This is a genomic window from Xenorhabdus khoisanae (assembly GCF_001037465.1).
GTDB classification, from domain to species: Bacteria; Pseudomonadota; Gammaproteobacteria; order Enterobacterales; family Enterobacteriaceae; genus Xenorhabdus; species Xenorhabdus khoisanae.
Genome location: NZ_LFCV01000100.1, coordinates 1 through 19049 on the forward strand (window position 1 = coordinate 1; position 19049 = coordinate 19049).

The window sequence follows — 19049 nt, forward strand, 5'->3', positions numbered from 1 at the left end:
CCCTCCTTGAGGGGTACCTGCTTGCACAGTCTCTTGAGCTAGAGATGTGATCAAGAGACAGCGTACTCACGGGGAACACTCTAAATATAGCCAACTGTTTTATAAGCCCTTTTTAGAGATGGAAAATTCTACCATTTTTCTAGCCTATAAAATAGACAAATTTATCCCGCTATAATTTTGAACAAATTTCATCCCGATTTTTTAAACATCCATTCATTGAGTCTTTGTGATCTCATCTAATGAATGTTCCCCATAATTACAGGGATAACGCTGACCTCTTACATACAAGAAACATAAAAATAACTACTTATTAAATAAAATCACTACATACCAGAGAAGGTTTATCAATAATATCATCATGGTGATTTATTTTGGTTTAGTCAGTATATAAACAGGAATAAAAAATTTTCTGTAGTTCATATTATTTTAGTCAACTGAAATATACCGAAAATAAAAAATTAACACTGTGAATTGTCATCACCGTAAATGATTAGTTTTATTAAGATATAAGGAGGAGAAAACACATTTAATTTGGTGGTAAAACGAACGAAAACTCTGAATTGTGTGGTTTTTCGCCTACAAGCATAATTCGTTAGTGCTTGTCAAAAACACCTATGATAACCTACGCGGCTTTCCATCCTCAATTGTTTGTTTTGTAGACAATTAACTGTCAAAAATAGGAAGCGAGTTTACTTATGAACTTAACTAACACCAGCAAATTGTTAGCCGCTACTCTGTGTCTTGCAGCCTCGTATAGCTATGCTGATAGTGATCGACCACTTTTCTCATTGACCATGTCAGAATCTGGCGTTGCGAAAACGAATAGTGATGGTAGCTTATCCCATTCTGCCAAATCTGAATCTCGTATTCTGCCGATTTGGGGTGATGCTGCACGAGCAAAAGGCTACGATTTACCTGAACCGTTTGGTGCTAGTTATGGTTATATGAATATGCGCCAAGATATTGTGGTGGATAGCATTAAATTTGAATTCACTAACCCAGCATATGCGGCTCTAAAAAATTTGATTACTATTAACACTGGTGATACTCGGGAAAAAAGTGAATCACACATGCTTAAGTTAGATTCTTGGGTTTTACCTTTCCTAAATGTATATGGTTTATATGGGAAAACCAAAGGTACATCACAAACCAGCTTAGAAGGTATTTACATAAATGATGGCTCGGATGATATCCAGAATCAACTTGATAATGGGGCAGTTCCTTTTGTTCTCGATTTTAAAGGAAACACTTATGGTGCAGGTTTTACGCTAGCTGGTGGCTATAATCAATTTTTTGCTGTCTTGGATACTAATTACACTCGTACTAATTTTGATATTTTAGATGGAGATATCAGTGCATTAGTCATCAGCCCTCGTCTTGGCTACGAGTTTGTCTTTAATCCGTTATTTGAAGGCCAAGGAAATACAAAGGTTCAATTATGGGCCGGTGCTATGTATCAAGATATTACCCAACGCTTCAAAGGGGATGTTAGTAAACTCAATAAGTTACCATCACAAATATCAGGGTGGCTTGGTCTAATTGCTGCACAATCAGACATTAAATTCGACGTCGAACAACACCTTGCCCATAAATGGAACAATACCGTTGGTGCACGCGTTGAAATCACCCGTAATTTCAATATCCTGTCAGAAGTCGGTTTCGGCAACCGAAACAGTTTCTTTATTTCCGGTGAGTTCCGCTTTTAATGTTTGATCTCGTAGCACTCAAAAGGCTGGTTGTTTCCAGCCTGCTTATTTTTACTGTTTCATCAGCACACGCTGATATCTTGCCTGATCGGCAGAAAATTGATGGTTGGTTAAACGAATTAGGGGGCAGCAACCATTTTGATGCCCGCAAAAAAATTGACTGGGGCGTATTGCCCGGCCCTTTTTATACTCCTGAAATGGGGATGGGGATTGGTGTTGCCGTAGTCGGTTTGTATCGCCCTGATAGCTCAGACCATATCAGCCAAACTTCCTCACTGGGGCTTAGCGGTTTTGGTTCCTCTACCGGCGCATTTGGCCTGAATTTTACCAATTACAATTTTCTTGCCGGCGACCAATGGCGGTTATTTGTTTCCGGTACGCTAAATAACATCCCGACTTATTATTGGGGTAAAGGCTATAGCGCCGGTAAAAATAACGGTAATAAAGATAAATACCATTCTCAGGAATTTGATATTCGTCCCCGCTTCCTCTATCGCGTCACTGACGCCACTTATATGGGATTAGGCTGGCATTTCTCATCCGTCAATGCCAGTAATCCGGATAGCGGTGCAAAACGATATTTTGATCGATCCGTTGGTGGCCGTTCTGTGATGAGTTCCGGTGTAAGCGCCTACTTCAGTTATGACACGCGGGATTTTTTGCCCAATGCTCAGCACGGGCAGGCGTTTGAGATTATTTATACCTATTTTTCACCGGAGTTGGGTGGCGATCACCGTTTCCATACCACACAGTTTCAGTTCTCGACCTATCATCAATTATCTGAAAAGACCGTGCTGGCTTTTGATAATTATGCCCGTTTCAGCGCAGGTGATGTGCCGTGGAATCAGTTATCACTGCTCGGCAATGGTCAGCGAATGCGCGGATATTATGAAGGTCGTTATCGTGACAATAATATTTTCGCGACACAACTGGAGTTAAGGCACAAACTTGACTGGCGTCATGGTGTGGTCGGCTGGATAGGCACCGGGACATTAGGAGATACGCCTTCCAAATTAGGAACCAGACACTGGCTGCCTTCCGTGGGTATTGGTTATCGTTTCGAGTTTAAACCACGCATGAATGTCAGATTAGATTTTGGTGTCGGTAAGGGCAGTACAGGGTTCTACTTTCAGGTTGGGGAAGCGTTTTGAGATTGTTAATGACATTGTGCCTCAGTTTTTTGCTGATAGCATGCCAAGGTAACCCCCAACCTGTTGAGCCTGTAAAACCGGTTCTCATCAGCGATACCGATGAACAATCAGAGGAAGATTGGCCAGTACTAGCGCCAATTAAACCACCGGAAGGCTTGAGAGCCTGCTGTGTTTTTGGTTATAACCTTAAAGCCCAGCTGTGGAATATTCCCATTCCTTTTTACGACATCGACAATATAGTTGAAGCCGAAAAGTTAGGTGAGCATCACTACAATGACAGTGTTATCGGTGCCAGTGCTGCGTTGTTAGGCGTAGGCAATGAAAAGGTTGGCCTGCTCTATACACATAAGGGCGGATTTATTGATATCTCCCATGTCAGGGATACCGCAGACTATACACTCTATTTGTTCAGCCAGATTTATGCCTATCTTGGACAAGAACGGGAATTAATTCTGGATAATGAACTTGCGGCGCGTAAAATCCACTTTTTTGCTTTTACGCCGCCAGAAGATCCCGCTGAACATTATACTCTGAGCGCCTATTTAGCGGCTAAACTTGCGTTTCAGCTCGCCGCTTGGCATGAAATTGCACAATGGTATGGCTATCAATCCGTTCCGGGATTTTCAGAGGGTATTTCGGCTTTTTCCCCGGAAGATCTCTATTCGAATCTGTTAGGCGCACGGCTGGCACTCACGCTGATTCTGGAAGGCCATGCTTCCTCTGTGGCTCAGTTTTCAACCTCAATGGCAAGTATCTTGCCGACGACCTTGTATGAATTGGGCGCTTATTCCAAGTCAGGCACAAAAGAGATGTTTGATAGCGTAGATGGTTTATGGTGGAACAGTTATCAACGCGTTCCTGAGAAATTTTTAGTGCTGCACCGCAATTATGATACCCACGACAATCGCTATCCTCTTATGCCTTTGGGTAAAGAAAACTTTGCGTTACGTCTCTCCTTACCAGAGCACTATCAGCATATTTCGTTGGATAAACTGGCTGAATTCCAGTTATGGCCAACCAATGAGATGAAAAACTTACCTGCCCCAAAACAATATTGGACAGTGAAAGCGTTTAAGATGCTGGCAGAGAATGCCCAACGTGAAGATAAACGACAATTGTTGATTAATTGATAAGTTTAAGATCTCTTTATTCAATTTATCTGAGGAATATACTTGGTTGACAGGTATGTTCCTCATCCTCCATTCAAAAGTTCTCATATAAGACAAAACGGTTCTCAATTGGAGATTTCATTCGAATCAGTGATGATTTTTTTGAAGTAGACGATCATTCTTAAATGTCGATGTTCATCGACAACAAGTGTTTCGTGAGCATATTCCGATTTCTTACCATCTTTATCAGAGGTGATAGAAAATCCCCGGCTATAGTTTTCTGTGCCTGGTTGCTCAATCCATAGCCGGAAGTCTGATGATAATTCCTTTAACTCAGTAACCAGTGATAGCATGCCTGGATCATTAGGTACGGAGACCAAATCCCTACGAAACTGTGAGAGCAATTTTGGAGCATCTTCATGCCACGCAGGTAGACGGTAACGAAACTCAGGATCGGTAAACACCATGCGGATAATATTGCGGTTAGCTTGCTTGAGGTTCGAAAAACCAAATAGGCGGTCAGCTAAGGCATTCCAAGCGATAATATCCCAGCGGAGGTTGAGAACATAAGCGGGCCGTACAGTTATATCGTCCAGCAGCTGCTGGATTAATGGACTAACGGAGAACCATTGCCACGCCTCCGGTGGCGGAGGTCGTCGGTGAGCTAAGAGGAACAGATGACTGCACTCTATATCATCTAGCTTCAGGGCTTTAGCTACCTTGAGAAGAAATTCCTCTGATACTTGAATATCTCGGCCTTGTTCGAACCATGTATACCAAGTGAGCCCGATCCCTGCGAGTGCGGCTACTTCCTCGCGCCTCAATCCAGATGTACGGCGACGACCTGTAGTCGGTAATCCAACATCAGTTGGCTTGAGCTTTGTTCTATGATGTATCAGGAAATTTGAGAGCTCACTTCGTGTACGCGCTAGATTTCTATCGCTCAAGAATATTGCTCCTCATAATAGGATGATATCTTATGCTATAACGTCATTGGTAAGTGTCAAGATAGTGGGTTCTTACTAATGATTTAACCGGTCTGTTCTCCCATTATGGATTTAATATCTGATTCCTGTTGGTTGATTAGTTTTTTGTCCTTTATCTCCCGCACCTGTGACATTACTGCTGCTTATCATCATAAATTCCAATTCGGTGTAAAGTGATGGCTGCCAATATGGCAAGGATCGCTATGCCGAGTGCACTTATCGCAGCTGCGGTATGAAATCCCGAAGTGAACGCTATTTGAGCCTCGACTAGTAAGCCTGCGGGCAGCTCTGATGCTACCGAGGAAGCTGACCACAGGCTATCGCTGACCGCTTCTCGCATATTTCCTGCAAGGTCATCAGGAATCTGGTTGAGTATAGTGTAACGATAGACTGCACTAGCTATGCTGCCAAGTAGAGCGATACCAAGAGAAACGCCAAGATCCTGTACAGTTTCAGTCATTGCTGAAGCCGAACCTGCTTTCTCTGATGGAGCCGATCCAACCACAAGTTCAGTGCCTAGGGCTGCAATTGTGCCATTTCCGAGATAAGCCAGTGCGAGACCGGTAACAGCAATCATTACGTCGTATGTATTGTTACCCAGCTGAGTAAACATAAGATAGCCTACGGCCGATAAACCAAGCGAACCAGCAACTACGAAGCCTGGCCGAATATACTGAGCAACGAGAGGTGATGCTATGCCTCCAATGATCATAGCCAATGCAGCTAATCCCATCCATAGGCCTGCTACAAAAGGAGGATAGCCAACAACTAGCTGTAGGTATTGAGCGACGAGCAACATCGCTCCTCCAACTGCCACTAAACCAACCAATAACACGATTAATGCTACGGAGAAAGCACGGTTGGAAAAGAGTGTCAGGTCGAGCAAAGGATCGGTGAGTTGGCGTTGTCGTTTCACAAACAGAAAGGCACAAACTGTTCCCACAGCTATTGAGGCAATTGTATCTGGCGTGACGCCATATTTAGCGATCTGCTTGATACCATAAATCATTGGTAATATAGCGGAGAGTGAAAGCGCGACACTGAACAGATCTAATTTTCCGCTATTTGGTGCTCTATATTCGGGTAGTAGTAAAGGGCCCAGGAGAAGCAGGAGGCCAACAACAGGGACTGCGATAAGAAAAGCTGCCCCCCACCAAAATTGCTCCAGTAATGCCCCACCTACGACCGGCCCCAGTGCATATCCGATTCCGAACATTGTTGCCCATATACCGAACCCGAGAGCACGTTGGCGCGGATCAGTAAATAAGTTGCTAATGAGTGCCAGTGTTGAAGGCATCAATGTTGCACCTGCGATGCCAAGTGCTGCCCGTGCAGCGATAAGTATGAAGGCACTGGTGGAAAATGCTGCAATTACAGAGGCAATGGCGAAAGCTGTTGCGCCGATCAATAGTAGTTTGCGGCGGCCAATGCGGTCGCCTAAAGTACCCATTGTGATAAGAAAACCCGCAATTAGAAAGCCGTAAGCATCCATAATCCAAAGTGCCTGTGTGCTTGTCGGTCGTAAATCAATTGCTAGTACAGGTAGAGTCAGATGTAACAAAGTCAGATCAAGCCCAAGCAGGATCGTTGGGAGAGAGAGAAGTGCTAGCCCAGCCCATTCGCGTAAACCTGCCCGCTTTACATCTTGATGCATACAGTTACTTGATGTTTTAGCGATACCTGAAAGATTATTATGTGTCATCAAGATACCCCCGGTTTTATTTAATGTTAATTGCGAAAGTCATGCGTATATTCGGGGCAATATCATCTCGTGACAATATAGTTAGTTATCCTATTACTACTGGCAATGGTGTAGGTGATCGAAGACTCAGTAGTACAAGGACAAGTTATTCTTAATCAAACCTAGTTTACCCCGTACTCACGGGGAACACGTATTGGTCTGGAACTTACGGGATTCGACTAACGGTTTATCCCCGCACTCACGGGGAACACATCATGACCGAGGAGCTCAGAGAAAAAAACATCGGTTTATCCCCGCACTCACGGGGAACACCGATTGGTAGGATCAAGTTGTAGGAACAATGACGGTTTATCCCCGCACTCACGGGGAACACGCAGGCACTGGTGTTTGAACAAACAATAGTCTCGGTTTATCCCCGCACTCACGGGGAACACTAGTAATATCCCGCTTACCTCCTGACATGATACGGTTTATCCCCGCACTCACGGGGAACACCTATATTCAGGCTGGTTTATTCGGAAATAACGCGGTTTATCCCCGCACTCACGGGGAACACGTGAAGAGATACGCCAGTTTGTTTCGCGTGAACGGTTTATCCCCGCACTCACGGGGAACACAAATGTCATATCAATGTGCAGGTCAGCAGGGTCGGTTTATCCCCGCACTCACGGGGAACACACACGTAGAAATATATGTACCCATTTATTTACCGGTTTATCCCCGCACTCACGGGGAACACAACCGATGGATATTCAGAATATACTGTGCCCCCGGTTTATCCCCGCACTCACGGGGAACACGAAAATACAAGTCGTTCTTCTCCAATATAAACCGGTTTATCCCCGCACTCACGGGGAACACTAGATCCAAGCAAGCAGCCACATAAACCTCACCGGTTTATCCCCGCACTCACGGGGAACACTCTAAATTTAACAACATGTTTTTAAATGACTTTATCGGTGATTAAAATTCTACCATTTTGAATAACCTTTTAACGCCTCCAAATTAATCCTCAGAAAGCGGTTTAAATTTCACTAAACGCAGGCCATCAAAATCTATCGGTTCCCTTCTGTTTTCCCCGAAGGTCTGAAAATCAAATCCAGATTCAGTATTCGTTTGCCATGCCATAACGGCATTTCCATCTTCGGTAAGCTCTGTGATTTGTTCCCAAATCATCTCTCTAATCTTATGAGAGATATCTCCGACATAGACCCCGGCTCGTATCTCCAGTAACCAAATGGCTAAACGTCCCCGTAATCGTGGAGGAACGGCTTCCGTTACGACGACCGTCATACTCATAGTTATTGGCTCCTGTGCCCAATGTCACCAATGGATATTGGTTCGGGAATAGCGGGAGGTTGTGCATCAGCAGGAGGGAGTGGTGGGGATATTTCACCCGCGGCGAGGACTTCTTCAATTAATGGAATAAGGCGTTTCAGAATTCTGTCTGTTCTGAATTTTTCGCGGCAGGCAATTCTGACTTGTCTGTCAGATGCGATGCTATTCGTCGCAGCAACTTTAAACGCAATGGGAACGACGGTATCAAACTTCAAAATATCTGCAATATCATAAACAAAGGATAAAGGCTTGCTTACACCATATTGTTTTGCCAATATTTGATAGATTTTCCTGACTCTGGCGCCTTCAATGCCTCTGAGTTGTTCAACGTTTCGCTTTTGGGGAGCAGGCTCACCAAAGCGTAATTCAAACATTTTGCGGACAACTTTTAGCCGTAAGTCTTCATCCAGCGCCAGCTTTGCCTGATAAAGCAACCGATCTGAACGAGCCCCTCCCGGCTGTCCGACGGAATAGAGCCTGACACCCGCTTCTCCCACCCAAATAAGTAATGTCCCGGTTGTTGAGGCCAGTTTTACTGCGGCATGGCTGATGCGAGTGCCCGGCTCCAGCATAATGCAGGCGATGGAACCGACAGGAATATGCATGCGTTCACCGTTGACTTCATCGATCACAACGAATGCATTATCTTTGACATCAATACGCCCCATTCCGATAAAGATCATTGAGTTTCTGTCTTTGATGGGAATGGGTTTTAATGGAATGAATGCCATTACAATATCCTTAAATTACAAAGCCCTTATCAGCATTAACCCACACCCAAACGATTTTGCCCTGCCAAACCCTTTCCGGTATTGCTCCAGAAAAAGCGCGCTGTCTGACAAGGTAAACACGCCCTGAAAATCCACGCTGGAAAATGCCACTTTCTGGCCTGAAGCTTTGAAGCTGCGATGTTGGGTATAGTGCTCAATATCTGGTGGGAAATCAAAACGAATACCCCATTGGGCAAGCCGTTTCTCATCCTGTATCCAGTTTTGGGCGGCTTGTGTCATCAAGGATTCAATCTCATCCGCGCTAACGCCAGAATGTTTTGCTTGGTATTTGGCATGCATCAAGACATCATTGCGGCGCTGTTTGCCTGAATCTTTATCGGTGAGGCAGACCGTGGGATTAACACGGAGCTTGAACGCCAGTTTTTGCCCATTATGTAACTTGGGTACAAAAGGCTTGGTCTGAATCTGGAAGCGCGGTGAATGGGTTATCGGTGTGGTCATGGATAACACCAGAAACTCCGGCCTACCGCTCAGATTCGTCTCTTCCCTGAAGAGAAAATTACGCTCTTCCTGCTCCGTAAACAGTTGCCACAACATTTGGTGGGAAGCATAGACATCATTTTTTGTCCGTCGCGACGGTGGCTGTATATGATAATCAGTAGGCCGCAACGTGACTTTAGACAGATACATTTGTTTCCTCCATTTTTGTCCCCTCCATTACGGATACCTGATGCATTATGCGCTGTGTAAATTGCCAGCGGCTGCGTGATAGCGGATCATCCCAGAGCTGATGCGTCAGTATTGTGGTATCGGGAATGTCGATCTCGTTTTTATCTCCTTCCCAGAAGTAGCTCACTACATTGTGATAACCCAGCCAATAGCGGTCGGCTTTCTCTGATTGGGTTAAGGGAGGAAAGGGAGTATCAAGCGCTGATTTTAATGACGGATATTCTGCCAGTTGCGGCATCATCGGCAGTGCCAATGGGCAGGATTTTCGCCCAAGACTGAGCGTAAAGACGGGTTTCTTTAATGCACTGTGTAAGGCGGAAAGTGTGAGCGTGGCCTGTTCAGTCAATGAAATGACGATAATCCACGTACCGTCGGTACGATAGTCTCGTGAAGACAGTACCGTGTTTAATTTAGATTTATCGCTCAACTCACTTTTGCGGGTCAGGTGCGTCTGTTTTTTCTCTTGAGAGGGAACCTGGGCTGTATGGTAATCCCGCATTAATGAACCGGAAACGGTCTGTTTAATGGCGATTCTGACACTTTGCTGCAACGCGGCAAGTTGTGCATCATCTTCACGTCGAATGCCAAGTGCAGCACCTAATAACCCTAAAATAGCTGAACGGGTGGGATAAATGCCTGTTGGCCGGCTTTCACCGACCGCTTCCACGCCCCAACTGGCAAGTGCACCGTATAAGCGAAAGACCAGGTAATTCTTCATATTTGGCCTCTTTTTTACTCAGTGACGAACTGAACCAGCTCAGTAAAACGACCTTTACCCGTGACGGCATTGATACTATAGCGGGTGTCAGCGCAAGCACCATAAACGTTATCGAAGTTATCCTTCTGTTCTTCCAATGCTGTGATGGCATCGATTGCCTGATCTTCACCATAAATAGGCTTTAAAAACGCGACAGAAAGGGAGCGGGGCTGATACTCTCCCTTTTCCGCCAACACATAACTGGCATAGGCGCGGGAGCCGAAACTGTTTTGTTTGCCGGATGGAGCAACTTTAACGGCGGCTTCTGTCAGGGCTGCAATCGCTTTATTCGCCAGAGCTTCATTGCCCGCCAGATTTTCTATTAATAAAGATTTGTTGATGCAGATATAGCTGTAGAACAGGGCAGCCCCGAAGCCCGCTTCGCCAATATGCGCTGAACCGGAATTACTTTTACCACCATTGAGATCATCGACAGCAGTAAAATAGTCATCTTCTACGGTGACACTGTGAACGCTGATAGCATGGGCAACCTGACAGGCGGCTTCCACACTGTAGGCTGGGCTGGACGCCAGCATGCGGCCAAACATTGCAATATCCACAGCTATTTTTTCTTTGCTCAGTAGCATCAACTCTTCTTTGGTTGGCGCGCGATTTTCGGTGATAAGTTTATCGACCAGAGCAAAGGTGGCTTCTTTTTCTGTCGGACTGATATGAGCCAGTTGTTCGATTTCCAGAGGTTCATCTTTTTTATTTTTACCGAAAACTTCCGCAATAGCGACAGCCCATTCAGTCGCTTGCTTCTCTTTAACGCCCCCATTAAGCAAGCGTTGATATACCTGGTATCCAAAACGTTTGGTGCGAAAACCAAGATGGTCTGCAAGGGCATCCTGAAACAGATCAGAAACCCGCCAGTGGCGTTTTAAACTTTGAGAGCTAATTCTTAATCTCTCCGCCCCGCCCATTCTGGCAGTTTTCGGACGCCCAAGATCGTCACGGTTCAGGTTGGCAGGCGGGTAGGAAGTTAACAGGTGTAGCTGAATAAACTGGCTCATTTAAAATTCCTTATAGATAAAAAGAGATTCTGGATGAAAAGTTATTTGGGTTATTTCGCGGCTTTGTAGTAATCCATTGCCCATCGCACACTGAGGCGTTTGCTGGCCCGATGCGGTCTTGACTGGTGGTGTTCCTCCATCCACTGTTCAATATCGTTGGCGAGGGATAGCACGGAAACCTGACCGTTGAGTTGTTGCAGAATGCGCCGCAAACGCATAATGAATTCATCGGGGGTTTTAGCTGCCTGCAATTGAGCGAAACGGAGCGTGCTGACAATGGGCTTGTCATTTTCTGTTTTGGTTCCGGCGGAGGTGGCCAGATTGGTCGTGGTATTTACTTTTACATACACCAGAGTGACGGCAATCATTGCCCATAGTGTTATGTTTTTTTGTTCATTTTCTTCGCTAATGCTTTCTTCAGAATCCTTTTCAAGCAAACTGAACCAGAGTGCCCGAAAACCTTCAGTTAAAGTTACATCATCAATATCCTGACAACGCTTTAGTTGTGCTTTGTAGAGTGTAGGCGCAGGGATAATCTTTTTTTCTTTCAATTCTGAGGCTGATAAGAACATGCTTTCCCACCAACGCATTAAGCGGCTTTCGCTTAGGTTATTCATTGATAACCTCCTTTTTCTTGTTCTTGGATGATTTAGTTTCTATATCGTGTTCTGTCATAAATGATTTGATATCTTTGGAACCCATCAGCCATTTGGTCAGAATTTGCCGCGCCTCGATTTTCTTAGGCAGGTTTTTGGGTGAGGTATCTTCTGACAGCACGAATTCATCAAAGAGATCAAAGCAGGTATTTTTGAGTTGATGGAGCCAGATTTCGGCCTCTTTGGTGGATAAAGCAGACACTTTGTGCTGGCTTCTGATAATTTGTTGTGCAGCTTTAAAGAAGGTAGCTTGGGTGCGTTGATAGAAAATAGCATCAATAAACGACATATCGCCTTTTGCTTCATTCGGGCGATTGAACCACGCACTTTTGATTTGGGTACGGCACTGAGTCAGTGCATAGATTGAGAGATTTTGTAGTGTTTTAATTCGCCGGAAAATAGCGTCTTTCTTTTCAATCGGTATGGAAAACAAAGGCAACGTGGTGGAATACCAACCGCGAGCCTTCATATTGTCCATATCATAGCCAAAAACCCATAATCGTGGGGTGGAACTCTGTTCATCCGCAAAATAATCATTGAGTTGGCTGAAATGGTCGACAACCTGCGCTGCTCGTTGACCATATTGATTATCGGAGAAAGTCAGGCTATCCCAGATCTTGTAGGTAATACCCCCGGGTTGCCCTTTAACAGAAAGGTGCTCTTCATCCGGTTTTTTCGGATTCCATCGATAGGGCGTTAAGGGGTGTTGCCATGTGCCGGAATAATTGTTCCCATAGTTTTGAGTACGATAGCTCGAAATGGATTGCTCGGTTGCCAGCCCCGTTAATTGGCAAATGGCAGGTTTATCTTCTACTTCCAGACGGATCCGCCGTGGCATCGCCCAATACATATGCAGTTCATGGACATTATGCGCGTAGATTTCAGTACCTGCTTTTTGGCTGATATGGGTTTTACCCAACCACGGAAAAACTTCTGAACTATTGAGTTCAGGATCGGGGTAGCGCCAATGGTCCCGGTTAACGACATTCAGCCAAAGTTTTTGCCATAACGGCGCATCTAATTCTGGCGGCTGAATTAAGGTCGTCAGTGGACCACCGCCCCGTAACCCGACGCGATACCCGACACCGCCGGCAGGCGCGTTAATCTGCAAGGTGAATAGGGCAATGGCGGCCATTTCAGGGGAAATCACGTCACATTGACCGCGTTTGATAAAATGGTCAGTATTAAGCCTGAGTGTATTTGCGCCCGGTGCTTCGATCAGTAATCCTGAAATCTCCGTTGATTTTGCCCCATCCAGAGAATCAAAATCCTGCATAAACAGCGGGCCACTGCCTGTCAGGTTGAAGGCATGTTCCACCCGATTAAGTGCGGTTTGCAAATCTGCCTGTGTCGGGGCTTTTTCATAAAAGTCATGCCATTCGTACTTGTCTTCGGGAGCAAAAACCGTTTGCAGCAAGCCAATCGCCAGTTGATAGGCTGCTCCCTGAAAATCAGCCCGTGGCAGGGCGAAATCGACAACAGCGGGATCACAGATTGCCGCCAGCGGCAGTTTTTCCTCGCTGCCATTTCTCATTCTAAAAGTCAGCCATGTATCTTTAACGAGATTCATCACGCCTCCTGCTTAGGGGGTTCATAAAAACCCATGTTGGGATCGTAACTAAAATTGGGATCAATCTCCGGCAGCCAGATTTGCAGGTATTTGGCGGATTTGAATCGGTTCTGTAACAGCTCCACTGCCTGAGAAAGCGATTCTGGTACGGGCTGCAACTTATCGGCAAATCTGTTTTTGGGGAGTTTTATTGTGCTGAGCTGAACAGGGAACTTTTCATCTTCTACCCATGGTATGAGTTCTCCCGTTTCGGTCAGTTTAACCAGCAATACGTTCACCATTTCGATGTCGCTAAATCGGGTACTGATATCTCTGTCATCGTCATACCAGCCGCCTGCACTGCGTTTACTGTATTCATAGCGCTGCCATTGCAGGGCTTGCGACCGTGCGATGGCGTCTTTGCTCCGCCCTTCAGCGATGGCTTCACCATCTTTGTACTTGAGTTCTTCTGGGATTTGCTCATCAACATCTTCACTGTAAACCGATTCAATCAACGTCCGGGCTTCAGCAGGCATGCGAATAGCCCCCAAGCGTCGTAGTTCACGTAAGCCAAGCCATAAGCGCCCGGCTGAACGATAAATATATTGGGTATTGCGGAACTCTTTGCTCAGCCAGTCAGCTTCGGGGTGATCGTCCCATTCTGGCGCGTGGAGATATAATTCAGGGGCAGAGCGATTGTCGGTAATACCTTTCTGATATTCGCCATGTGCATTACGGGTATGGCGATGCAAACGGCCAACTCGTTGAATCAGATCGTCGATTGGGCAGATATCTGAGATCATCACATCGGTATCGGCATCAAGACTTTCCTGAAAAACCTGTGTTGTAATCAGGATCTTCCCTTGTCGTTTTTCCTGTGTGCTTTCTTTGCCAAATATATTCAGTACACGGTTTTCTATTATTTTCCGGTCATACAAAATAAAACGGCTGTGAAATAGCGAACAATTTTCAGGATCATCCATTTGCGATTGAATAATCTGAAAGGCTTGTAGCGCATCACCCACTGAGTTGCGAACCCAAACCACACATTGCCCGCTTTTAGCGGCATTCAGGGCGATTTTTACGCATTCATCCAGATGGTTCACGGTTTTTACTGCGACGGTACGGCAGACATCGGGCCGGCTGCGCAATGGCGTTTCAATAATGGGATTTTCTGGATCTAATGTGACCTGCGTTGCCAGTGGGAAAGCGGTTTCCTGCAATTTCTGTGACGCTATTCCGCTGGCAGATAACCAGATATCCACCAATTGTTGACGCTGTTTTAAGGAGAGAGTGGCAGTCAGCAATACCACGGAACCCCCTTGATGCAGATGCAGTTTTAACAGACTTTCCAGCAACGCAAACATGTATTCATCCGCAGCATGGATTTCATCGAATATCAACACCTTACGGTTTAGCCCAATTAGCCGAAGTGACTGATATTTTCTCGGCAAAATAGCAAGTAATGCCTGATCGATAGTCCCTACGCCCACCGAGGCCAATAATGCTCTTTTGTCGGAGTCTGCCAGCCATTGGTGGCACTGTGCTGTCGCGGTGATATCGTCTCTGGTGTAATCACTGTCGTTGTGTTCAGAAGTCAGGATGATGTCACGAAAATTATCATTCATCTCGCTGGCGCCGTGAGCAAGAACGATACTGGGTAGTTTGCCATTTTTGGCGTTGAACATACGGGGGTAATGTTTGGCGATGCGGCTAAACATGGCATTGGACGTTGCCATTGTCGGCAGGCCAAAATAGAAACCGTCCGCAGCACCGGTTTGCATTAAACGATGCGTCAGGGCAAGGGCGGCTTCTGTTTTTCCTGCTCCCGTCACATCTTCCAGAATAAAAAGTTGTGGGGCATCATCAATCGGGACTTCCTCAGCCCATTTTTGTAATGGAGTGGGAGAGAATTGATAATATTCCTGAATAGAGGTATACGGAGATATCAGAGGGGTATTCAGGATATCAATGTCATTCAGGACAATTTGAGCCTGTTTTTGGGTAAATTGCCAATATTTTTCCAGTGGAAAGGCTTTGGTCTGATAACGAAAATGATAACAATCGGAACCTATCCAGTCCGCCAATACCACAATACCGGCAAGTTGCCAGCTTACTTGTTTCAGTTTTTGTTGCCACTCTTTTGACAGCAGCTTTTCCAGTGGCAGATGAGGTTGAAAAAGTTTAAGCAGATCATGGGCAAATGCTGTTGCATCAACAGTATTTTGTGATTCAGTAAAATCGACAATATCTTTCCAATTACCCTCATCAATGGGTTTACCGTGATGCCCGAGCATACACTGCATTAAAATCATCAACGCATCTTGGGCACGGTCTTTTTCTCTGGGTTGCAGGTTGTCATTTCCCACCAATGCAAACAGAACTTCATCCTGAATCTTTTTCCAGAAATACAGCCCCAGTCGATCATGCCGGAAATGTCGGGAATCGTAGGGTTTATGCTGATCAGGTTTAATGAGGTCAGTACCTTCCTGAGAATATAATTGCTGAAATGCAGAGGCAAATTTACCGATATCATGTAGTACCAGAAAAAACGAAAATAGATTCTGTAATGATTCTGGTGATAATTCCAAAAACTCTGCGAGATCTTGCGTCAGTTTTTTTTGTGGTGCCAATAATAATTGCCCCACAGCGGCAACATCCAGACAGTGATAAGCCAGAAGATGGTAGTCTTCGTCAGAATAGGGATTCTTTTTGGCTTTACCCCAATATCGCGTGAGGTAGCCAAAACTATTTATTAATTCAGGCATGTTTTTTCACGGTGAAATAAAATAATAACCGTGCTCCATTAATGAACTGTTATTGATCTTCTTTGTGTTCGATATATTGACTGAAACGAAGTAAATAACCATCTGGATCTTGAACAAGAAACTCTCTCTGACAGGCTTGAGTATCACCTATATAGTAATAGTTATCTTCCACTGGGCGAAAAAGCGTGATTCCATTAATTTCCAGATTTGCCAGAATTGGTGTGATGTCGTCAACTTCAATTTGCAAATTAATACCACGCCCTAAAGGTTTACTGAGTTCTCCGGTATTCCAGCCACTGTCATGAAATGCCTCCAGCATTAATTGTGCTTTGCCTAAACCTAAATAAGCAAAATCGGGATCTTCTCGCTGAATTAATATTTCGAAGCCCAATATTCTCTGATAGAAATCAAGTGAAACAGGGAAATCAGTCACAGTCAGTTCTGGCACCATGCGATTCCAGTACATTGTTTCTGTTGTGGTGTTAGTGCTCAAAGGGTTTTCCTGTGCTAAAAATAGCGTTCTAATTAAAAAGGTAGTTAAATGTTTCTATTTAATGACTGATTTTGATAGGTTACACCATTTTATATTGTTATCTCACTAGTGTTTTTTCTTATATGGAATATTGATCACATTTAGAATCATGTGAACAGGTACAGGATGAAAATCCTGTAGAGTCATGATCTAAGTTTTGGTATTTCGTTTGACTTTAATAATCACTTGCAATAACTCCTGAGAGTCTTTTTCTGGCAACGCTTTGCCTTTATGTGTTGATGCTTTATCCTGTTTTTTAATTTTTTTTGGATGCTGGATTATTATTGAATTCAATGCTTCTTTGAACCATCGCCTTAGCGTGTTTCTAGAAACTCCCTCTGTTTTAGCTAAGAAAGAAATACTGATGTTATGAGGTGGTAGCATTTTTTCTTGGATAGCTTGTTTTCGTTCAAGTGGATAAGGTTTCATTATTGACCTCTTATGGGGATTTTCTATTCAATTATTGTAAAAGAGTAGCTCGTGTTTATAGGAAGTCAAATACAACTAAAAAAACGAAAAACAATTTAAAAAAATAAAATAACAACTTAAAAAAGAAAATAATAAATTACGAAAAACATGACGACTTCAATTAGCAATTATTCAAGCTGTTATAGTGTATAGATTTGTTGTCTAAATAAGCACTTATCCCCGTGCCTACGGGGAACATAAGTTGATAACGACTAAAAGGACGAATAACAACGGATTACCCCCGTACTTACGGGGAACACACCCATATTACAAGGTTAGGAGAGTTCCAATTTTACGCATTTTTCTTTGGTCAAAAAAGTATAGATGCTATTACTGGCAATGCTTTCTTTTTTGCATTTTTCTTCGCTATGTTTGGACTAACTTTCCTATCTTGTTATCAAATTTACAGAAGATGGGTAAGAAAAATAGAAGGAAGAATTCGGCTGTTTTTTAGCCTAAAAAAATGGTAGAATTTTTTTTCTCTAAAAAGTATTTATAAAACAGAAGGATAAATCGTGTTAAATACTTCATAATGTTATGATGTCAAAATGGAATTATTAAATTGATTATTACTTTATGCGGTTACTTGCAAGTTTATACACTTCGTTCCGCTCACGTTTACCAACAGCAACCACAGCAATAACTAATTTATCTTCAATCACTTGATAAACCAGCCTAAAGCCGGAAGCTCTCAATTTTATTTTATAGCAATCCGGCATTCCGTTTAGTTTTGCGGAAGGGATGTATGGGTTTTCACAACATTTTTTCAATTTCTTAGCGAATTGTCGTTGAATAGTGTTATCCAGACGATTCCATTCTTTTTGAGCATCTTCCCTAAATTTAACTTTATAACTCATAAATATTGATCCAAATCCACATCAACTAAGGATTGATTCTCCCGTTCTTTCACTATCTTAACTAATTCCTGATCATCAAGAGCTTCTAACATTTTTTCGTACAGTTCCGCAGGAACACAATAAAATGCAGGTTGATTTCTATTCAGAATAGCGACCGGATAACCTTCCCCTGCGCTGACAGTTGCCATAGGATTTTTCTTTAATTCACTGATGCTGGCAGCCATGTCGCTCAAAATGATATTAGCCATAATTCCTCACTAAAAGACCTGTTAACTGGTCTGATTCTAAGCTACAAAAAATCGGTTAACAAGTCTTTTATAATTGGTTTATCCCCGCACTCACGGGGAACACGCTACTCTCCCTTGAACCTTGAGTTGACATAGCGGTTTATCCCCGCACTCACGGGGAACACCTCAGGCAATCGGGTATTCCCGTAAAGGCTCACGGTTTATCCCCGTACTCACGGGGAACACTATGTTGCACAGCAGGAGCGAACATAAGAGATCGGTTTATCCCCGTACTCACGGGGAACACGTCGCGGCAATACTGGCGGGAACGGCGCTTTTCGGTTTATCCCCGTACTCACGGGGAACACGCTCAGGCGCAGGAGGCTGAATAATGGCAATTCCGGTTTATCCCCGTACTCACGGGGAACACCCACCCAGATTCAATTAACATTAACAATGCTGCGGTTTATCCCCGTACTCACGGGGAACACCCACCCAGATTCAATTAACATTAACAATGCTGCGGTTTATCCCCGTACTCACGGGGAACACCGGCGAACTGGTTTACGCAAATCGGGTGAACGCGGTTTATCCCCGTACTCACGGGGAACACGATAGCCACCTACGTCTGAAACCATCGCAACACCGGTTTATCCCCGTACTCACGGGGAACACCCCATGCAAGGCAATACAAGCTGATAAAGTCGCGGTTTATCCCCGTACTCACGGGGAACACCAAGCTGCAAGAAGCGACAATAAGAAAGCGTTCG

Annotated in this window: 17 protein-coding genes and 2 CRISPR repeat arrays; of the genes, 3 read left to right on the forward strand and 14 right to left on the reverse strand. The window is 44.3% G+C overall.

Annotation, left to right across the window (positions count from 1 at the left end; translation table 11 throughout):
- Positions 1-695: 695 nt before the first annotated feature.
- From AB204_RS14540 to AB204_RS14550, 3 genes are read left to right on the forward strand one after another with little or no spacing between them, the layout of a single operon-like run.
- Positions 696-1706, forward strand: a complete 1011-nt coding sequence (locus AB204_RS14540; RefSeq protein ID WP_047964094.1) for a hypothetical protein — start codon at positions 696-698, stop codon at positions 1704-1706.
- The gene (locus AB204_RS14545; RefSeq protein WP_047964095.1) at positions 1706-2857 is read left to right on the forward strand and encodes a BamA/TamA family outer membrane protein; all 1152 of its coding nucleotides are present in this window, start codon (positions 1706-1708) and stop codon (positions 2855-2857) included. The genes AB204_RS14540 and AB204_RS14545 overlap by 1 nt, the downstream gene beginning before the upstream one ends.
- Positions 2858-2865: 8 nt before the next feature.
- A complete protein-coding gene (locus AB204_RS14550) occupies positions 2866-3987 on the forward strand; it encodes a DUF4056 domain-containing protein (protein WP_047964096.1) in 1122 nt (373 codons plus the stop codon).
- A 104-nt stretch (positions 3988-4091) separates the two neighbouring features.
- Here the strand turns inward: AB204_RS14550 and AB204_RS14555 are convergent, their stop codons facing one another.
- The 14 genes from AB204_RS14555 to AB204_RS14620 all read right to left on the reverse strand — a co-directional run bounded on the left by AB204_RS14555 (position 4092) and on the right by AB204_RS14620 (position 18300).
- Positions 4092-4913: a helix-turn-helix transcriptional regulator gene (locus tag AB204_RS14555; RefSeq protein WP_047964097.1), complete on the reverse strand. Its 822-nt coding sequence runs from the start codon at positions 4911-4913 to the stop codon at positions 4092-4094.
- Between the two features lie 172 nt (positions 4914-5085).
- Positions 5086-6654: an MFS transporter gene (locus tag AB204_RS14560; RefSeq protein WP_047964098.1), complete on the reverse strand. Its 1569-nt coding sequence runs from the start codon at positions 6652-6654 to the stop codon at positions 5086-5088.
- A gap of 222 nt (positions 6655-6876) precedes the next feature.
- A CRISPR array of direct repeats spans positions 6877-7576; the repeat unit is 29 nt; unit sequence CGGTTTATCCCCGCACTCACGGGGAACAC.
- 83 nt (positions 7577-7659) lie between these two features.
- Positions 7660-7953, reverse strand: a complete 294-nt coding sequence (cas2e, locus tag AB204_RS14565; protein ID WP_047964099.1) for a type I-E CRISPR-associated endoribonuclease Cas2e — start codon at positions 7951-7953, stop codon at positions 7660-7662.
- Between the two features lie 2 nt (positions 7954-7955).
- The gene (cas1, locus tag AB204_RS14570) at positions 7956-8723 is read right to left on the reverse strand and encodes a CRISPR-associated endonuclease Cas1 (RefSeq protein ID WP_047964100.1); all 768 of its coding nucleotides are present in this window, start codon (positions 8721-8723) and stop codon (positions 7956-7958) included.
- A gap of 15 nt (positions 8724-8738) precedes the next feature.
- A complete protein-coding gene (cas6e, locus tag AB204_RS14575; RefSeq protein ID WP_047964101.1) occupies positions 8739-9413 on the reverse strand; it encodes a type I-E CRISPR-associated protein Cas6/Cse3/CasE in 675 nt (224 codons plus the stop codon).
- Positions 9400-10170, reverse strand: coding sequence for a type I-E CRISPR-associated protein Cas5/CasD (gene cas5e, locus AB204_RS14580; protein WP_047964102.1), 771 nt, complete (start codon positions 10168-10170; stop codon positions 9400-9402). Before cas5e ends, cas6e begins: the two co-directional genes overlap by 14 nt.
- Before the next feature lie 14 nt (positions 10171-10184).
- Complete coding sequence (gene cas7e, locus AB204_RS14585; protein ID WP_047964103.1) at positions 10185-11222, reverse strand: type I-E CRISPR-associated protein Cas7/Cse4/CasC; 1038 nt, start codon at positions 11220-11222, stop codon at positions 10185-10187.
- A gap of 50 nt (positions 11223-11272) precedes the next feature.
- Positions 11273-11839: a type I-E CRISPR-associated protein Cse2/CasB gene (gene casB / locus AB204_RS14590; protein ID WP_047964104.1), complete on the reverse strand. Its 567-nt coding sequence runs from the start codon at positions 11837-11839 to the stop codon at positions 11273-11275.
- Positions 11832-13448, reverse strand: a complete 1617-nt coding sequence (casA, locus tag AB204_RS14595) for a type I-E CRISPR-associated protein Cse1/CasA (protein ID WP_047964105.1) — start codon at positions 13446-13448, stop codon at positions 11832-11834. The genes casB and casA overlap by 8 nt, the downstream gene beginning before the upstream one ends.
- On the reverse strand, positions 13448-16195 hold the full coding sequence (locus AB204_RS14600) for a CRISPR-associated helicase/endonuclease Cas3 (RefSeq protein ID WP_047964106.1): 2748 nt from the start codon (positions 16193-16195) through the stop codon (positions 13448-13450). The genes casA and AB204_RS14600 overlap by 1 nt, the downstream gene beginning before the upstream one ends.
- 49 nt (positions 16196-16244) lie before the next feature.
- Complete coding sequence (locus tag AB204_RS14605) at positions 16245-16646, reverse strand: bleomycin resistance protein (RefSeq protein ID WP_047964110.1); 402 nt, start codon at positions 16644-16646, stop codon at positions 16245-16247.
- A gap of 231 nt (positions 16647-16877) precedes the next feature.
- The gene (locus tag AB204_RS14610) at positions 16878-17156 is read right to left on the reverse strand and encodes a helix-turn-helix domain-containing protein (protein ID WP_047964107.1); all 279 of its coding nucleotides are present in this window, start codon (positions 17154-17156) and stop codon (positions 16878-16880) included.
- Positions 17157-17764: 608 nt separating this feature from the next.
- Positions 17765-18052 (reverse strand): type II toxin-antitoxin system RelE family toxin, encoded by a 288-nt coding sequence (locus AB204_RS14615; RefSeq protein WP_047964108.1) that lies wholly within the window; start codon positions 18050-18052, stop codon positions 17765-17767.
- Complete coding sequence (locus tag AB204_RS14620; RefSeq protein WP_047964109.1) at positions 18049-18300, reverse strand: type II toxin-antitoxin system Phd/YefM family antitoxin; 252 nt, start codon at positions 18298-18300, stop codon at positions 18049-18051. Before AB204_RS14620 ends, AB204_RS14615 begins: the two co-directional genes overlap by 4 nt.
- 74 nt (positions 18301-18374) lie before the next feature.
- Positions 18375-19015: a CRISPR direct-repeat array (repeat unit 29 nt; unit sequence CGGTTTATCCCCGTACTCACGGGGAACAC).
- Positions 19016-19049 lie beyond the last annotated feature (34 nt).

Excerpts from the sequence above, each read along its gene's own strand:
- AB204_RS14605 (WP_047964110.1), bottom strand. The coding sequence starts at position 16,646 with ATGGTGCCAGAACTGACTGTGACTGATTTCCCTGTTTCACTTGATTTC.
- AB204_RS14615 (WP_047964108.1), bottom strand. The coding sequence starts at position 18,052 with ATGAGTTATAAAGTTAAATTTAGGGAAGATGCTCAAAAAGAATGGAAT.
- cas2e (WP_047964099.1), bottom strand. The coding sequence starts at position 7,953 with ATGAGTATGACGGTCGTCGTAACGGAAGCCGTTCCTCCACGATTACGG.
- cas5e (WP_047964102.1), bottom strand. The coding sequence starts at position 10,170 with ATGAAGAATTACCTGGTCTTTCGCTTATACGGTGCACTTGCCAGTTGG.
- cas6e (WP_047964101.1), bottom strand. The coding sequence starts at position 9,413 with ATGTATCTGTCTAAAGTCACGTTGCGGCCTACTGATTATCATATACAG.
- AB204_RS14545 (WP_047964095.1), top strand. The coding sequence starts at position 1,706 with ATGTTTGATCTCGTAGCACTCAAAAGGCTGGTTGTTTCCAGCCTGCTT.
- AB204_RS14550 (WP_047964096.1), top strand. The coding sequence starts at position 2,866 with ATGACATTGTGCCTCAGTTTTTTGCTGATAGCATGCCAAGGTAACCCC.
- cas1 (WP_047964100.1), bottom strand. The coding sequence starts at position 8,723 with ATGGCATTCATTCCATTAAAACCCATTCCCATCAAAGACAGAAACTCA.
- AB204_RS14610 (WP_047964107.1), bottom strand. The coding sequence starts at position 17,156 with ATGAAACCTTATCCACTTGAACGAAAACAAGCTATCCAAGAAAAAATG.
- AB204_RS14600 (WP_047964106.1), bottom strand. The coding sequence starts at position 16,195 with ATGCCTGAATTAATAAATAGTTTTGGCTACCTCACGCGATATTGGGGT.
- casB (WP_047964104.1), bottom strand. The coding sequence starts at position 11,839 with ATGAATAACCTAAGCGAAAGCCGCTTAATGCGTTGGTGGGAAAGCATG.
- AB204_RS14540 (WP_047964094.1), top strand. The coding sequence starts at position 696 with ATGAACTTAACTAACACCAGCAAATTGTTAGCCGCTACTCTGTGTCTT.
- cas7e (WP_047964103.1), bottom strand. The coding sequence starts at position 11,222 with ATGAGCCAGTTTATTCAGCTACACCTGTTAACTTCCTACCCGCCTGCC.
- AB204_RS14560 (WP_047964098.1), bottom strand. The coding sequence starts at position 6,654 with ATGACACATAATAATCTTTCAGGTATCGCTAAAACATCAAGTAACTGT.
- casA (WP_047964105.1), bottom strand. The coding sequence starts at position 13,448 with ATGAATCTCGTTAAAGATACATGGCTGACTTTTAGAATGAGAAATGGC.
- AB204_RS14620 (WP_047964109.1), bottom strand. The coding sequence starts at position 18,300 with ATGGCTAATATCATTTTGAGCGACATGGCTGCCAGCATCAGTGAATTA.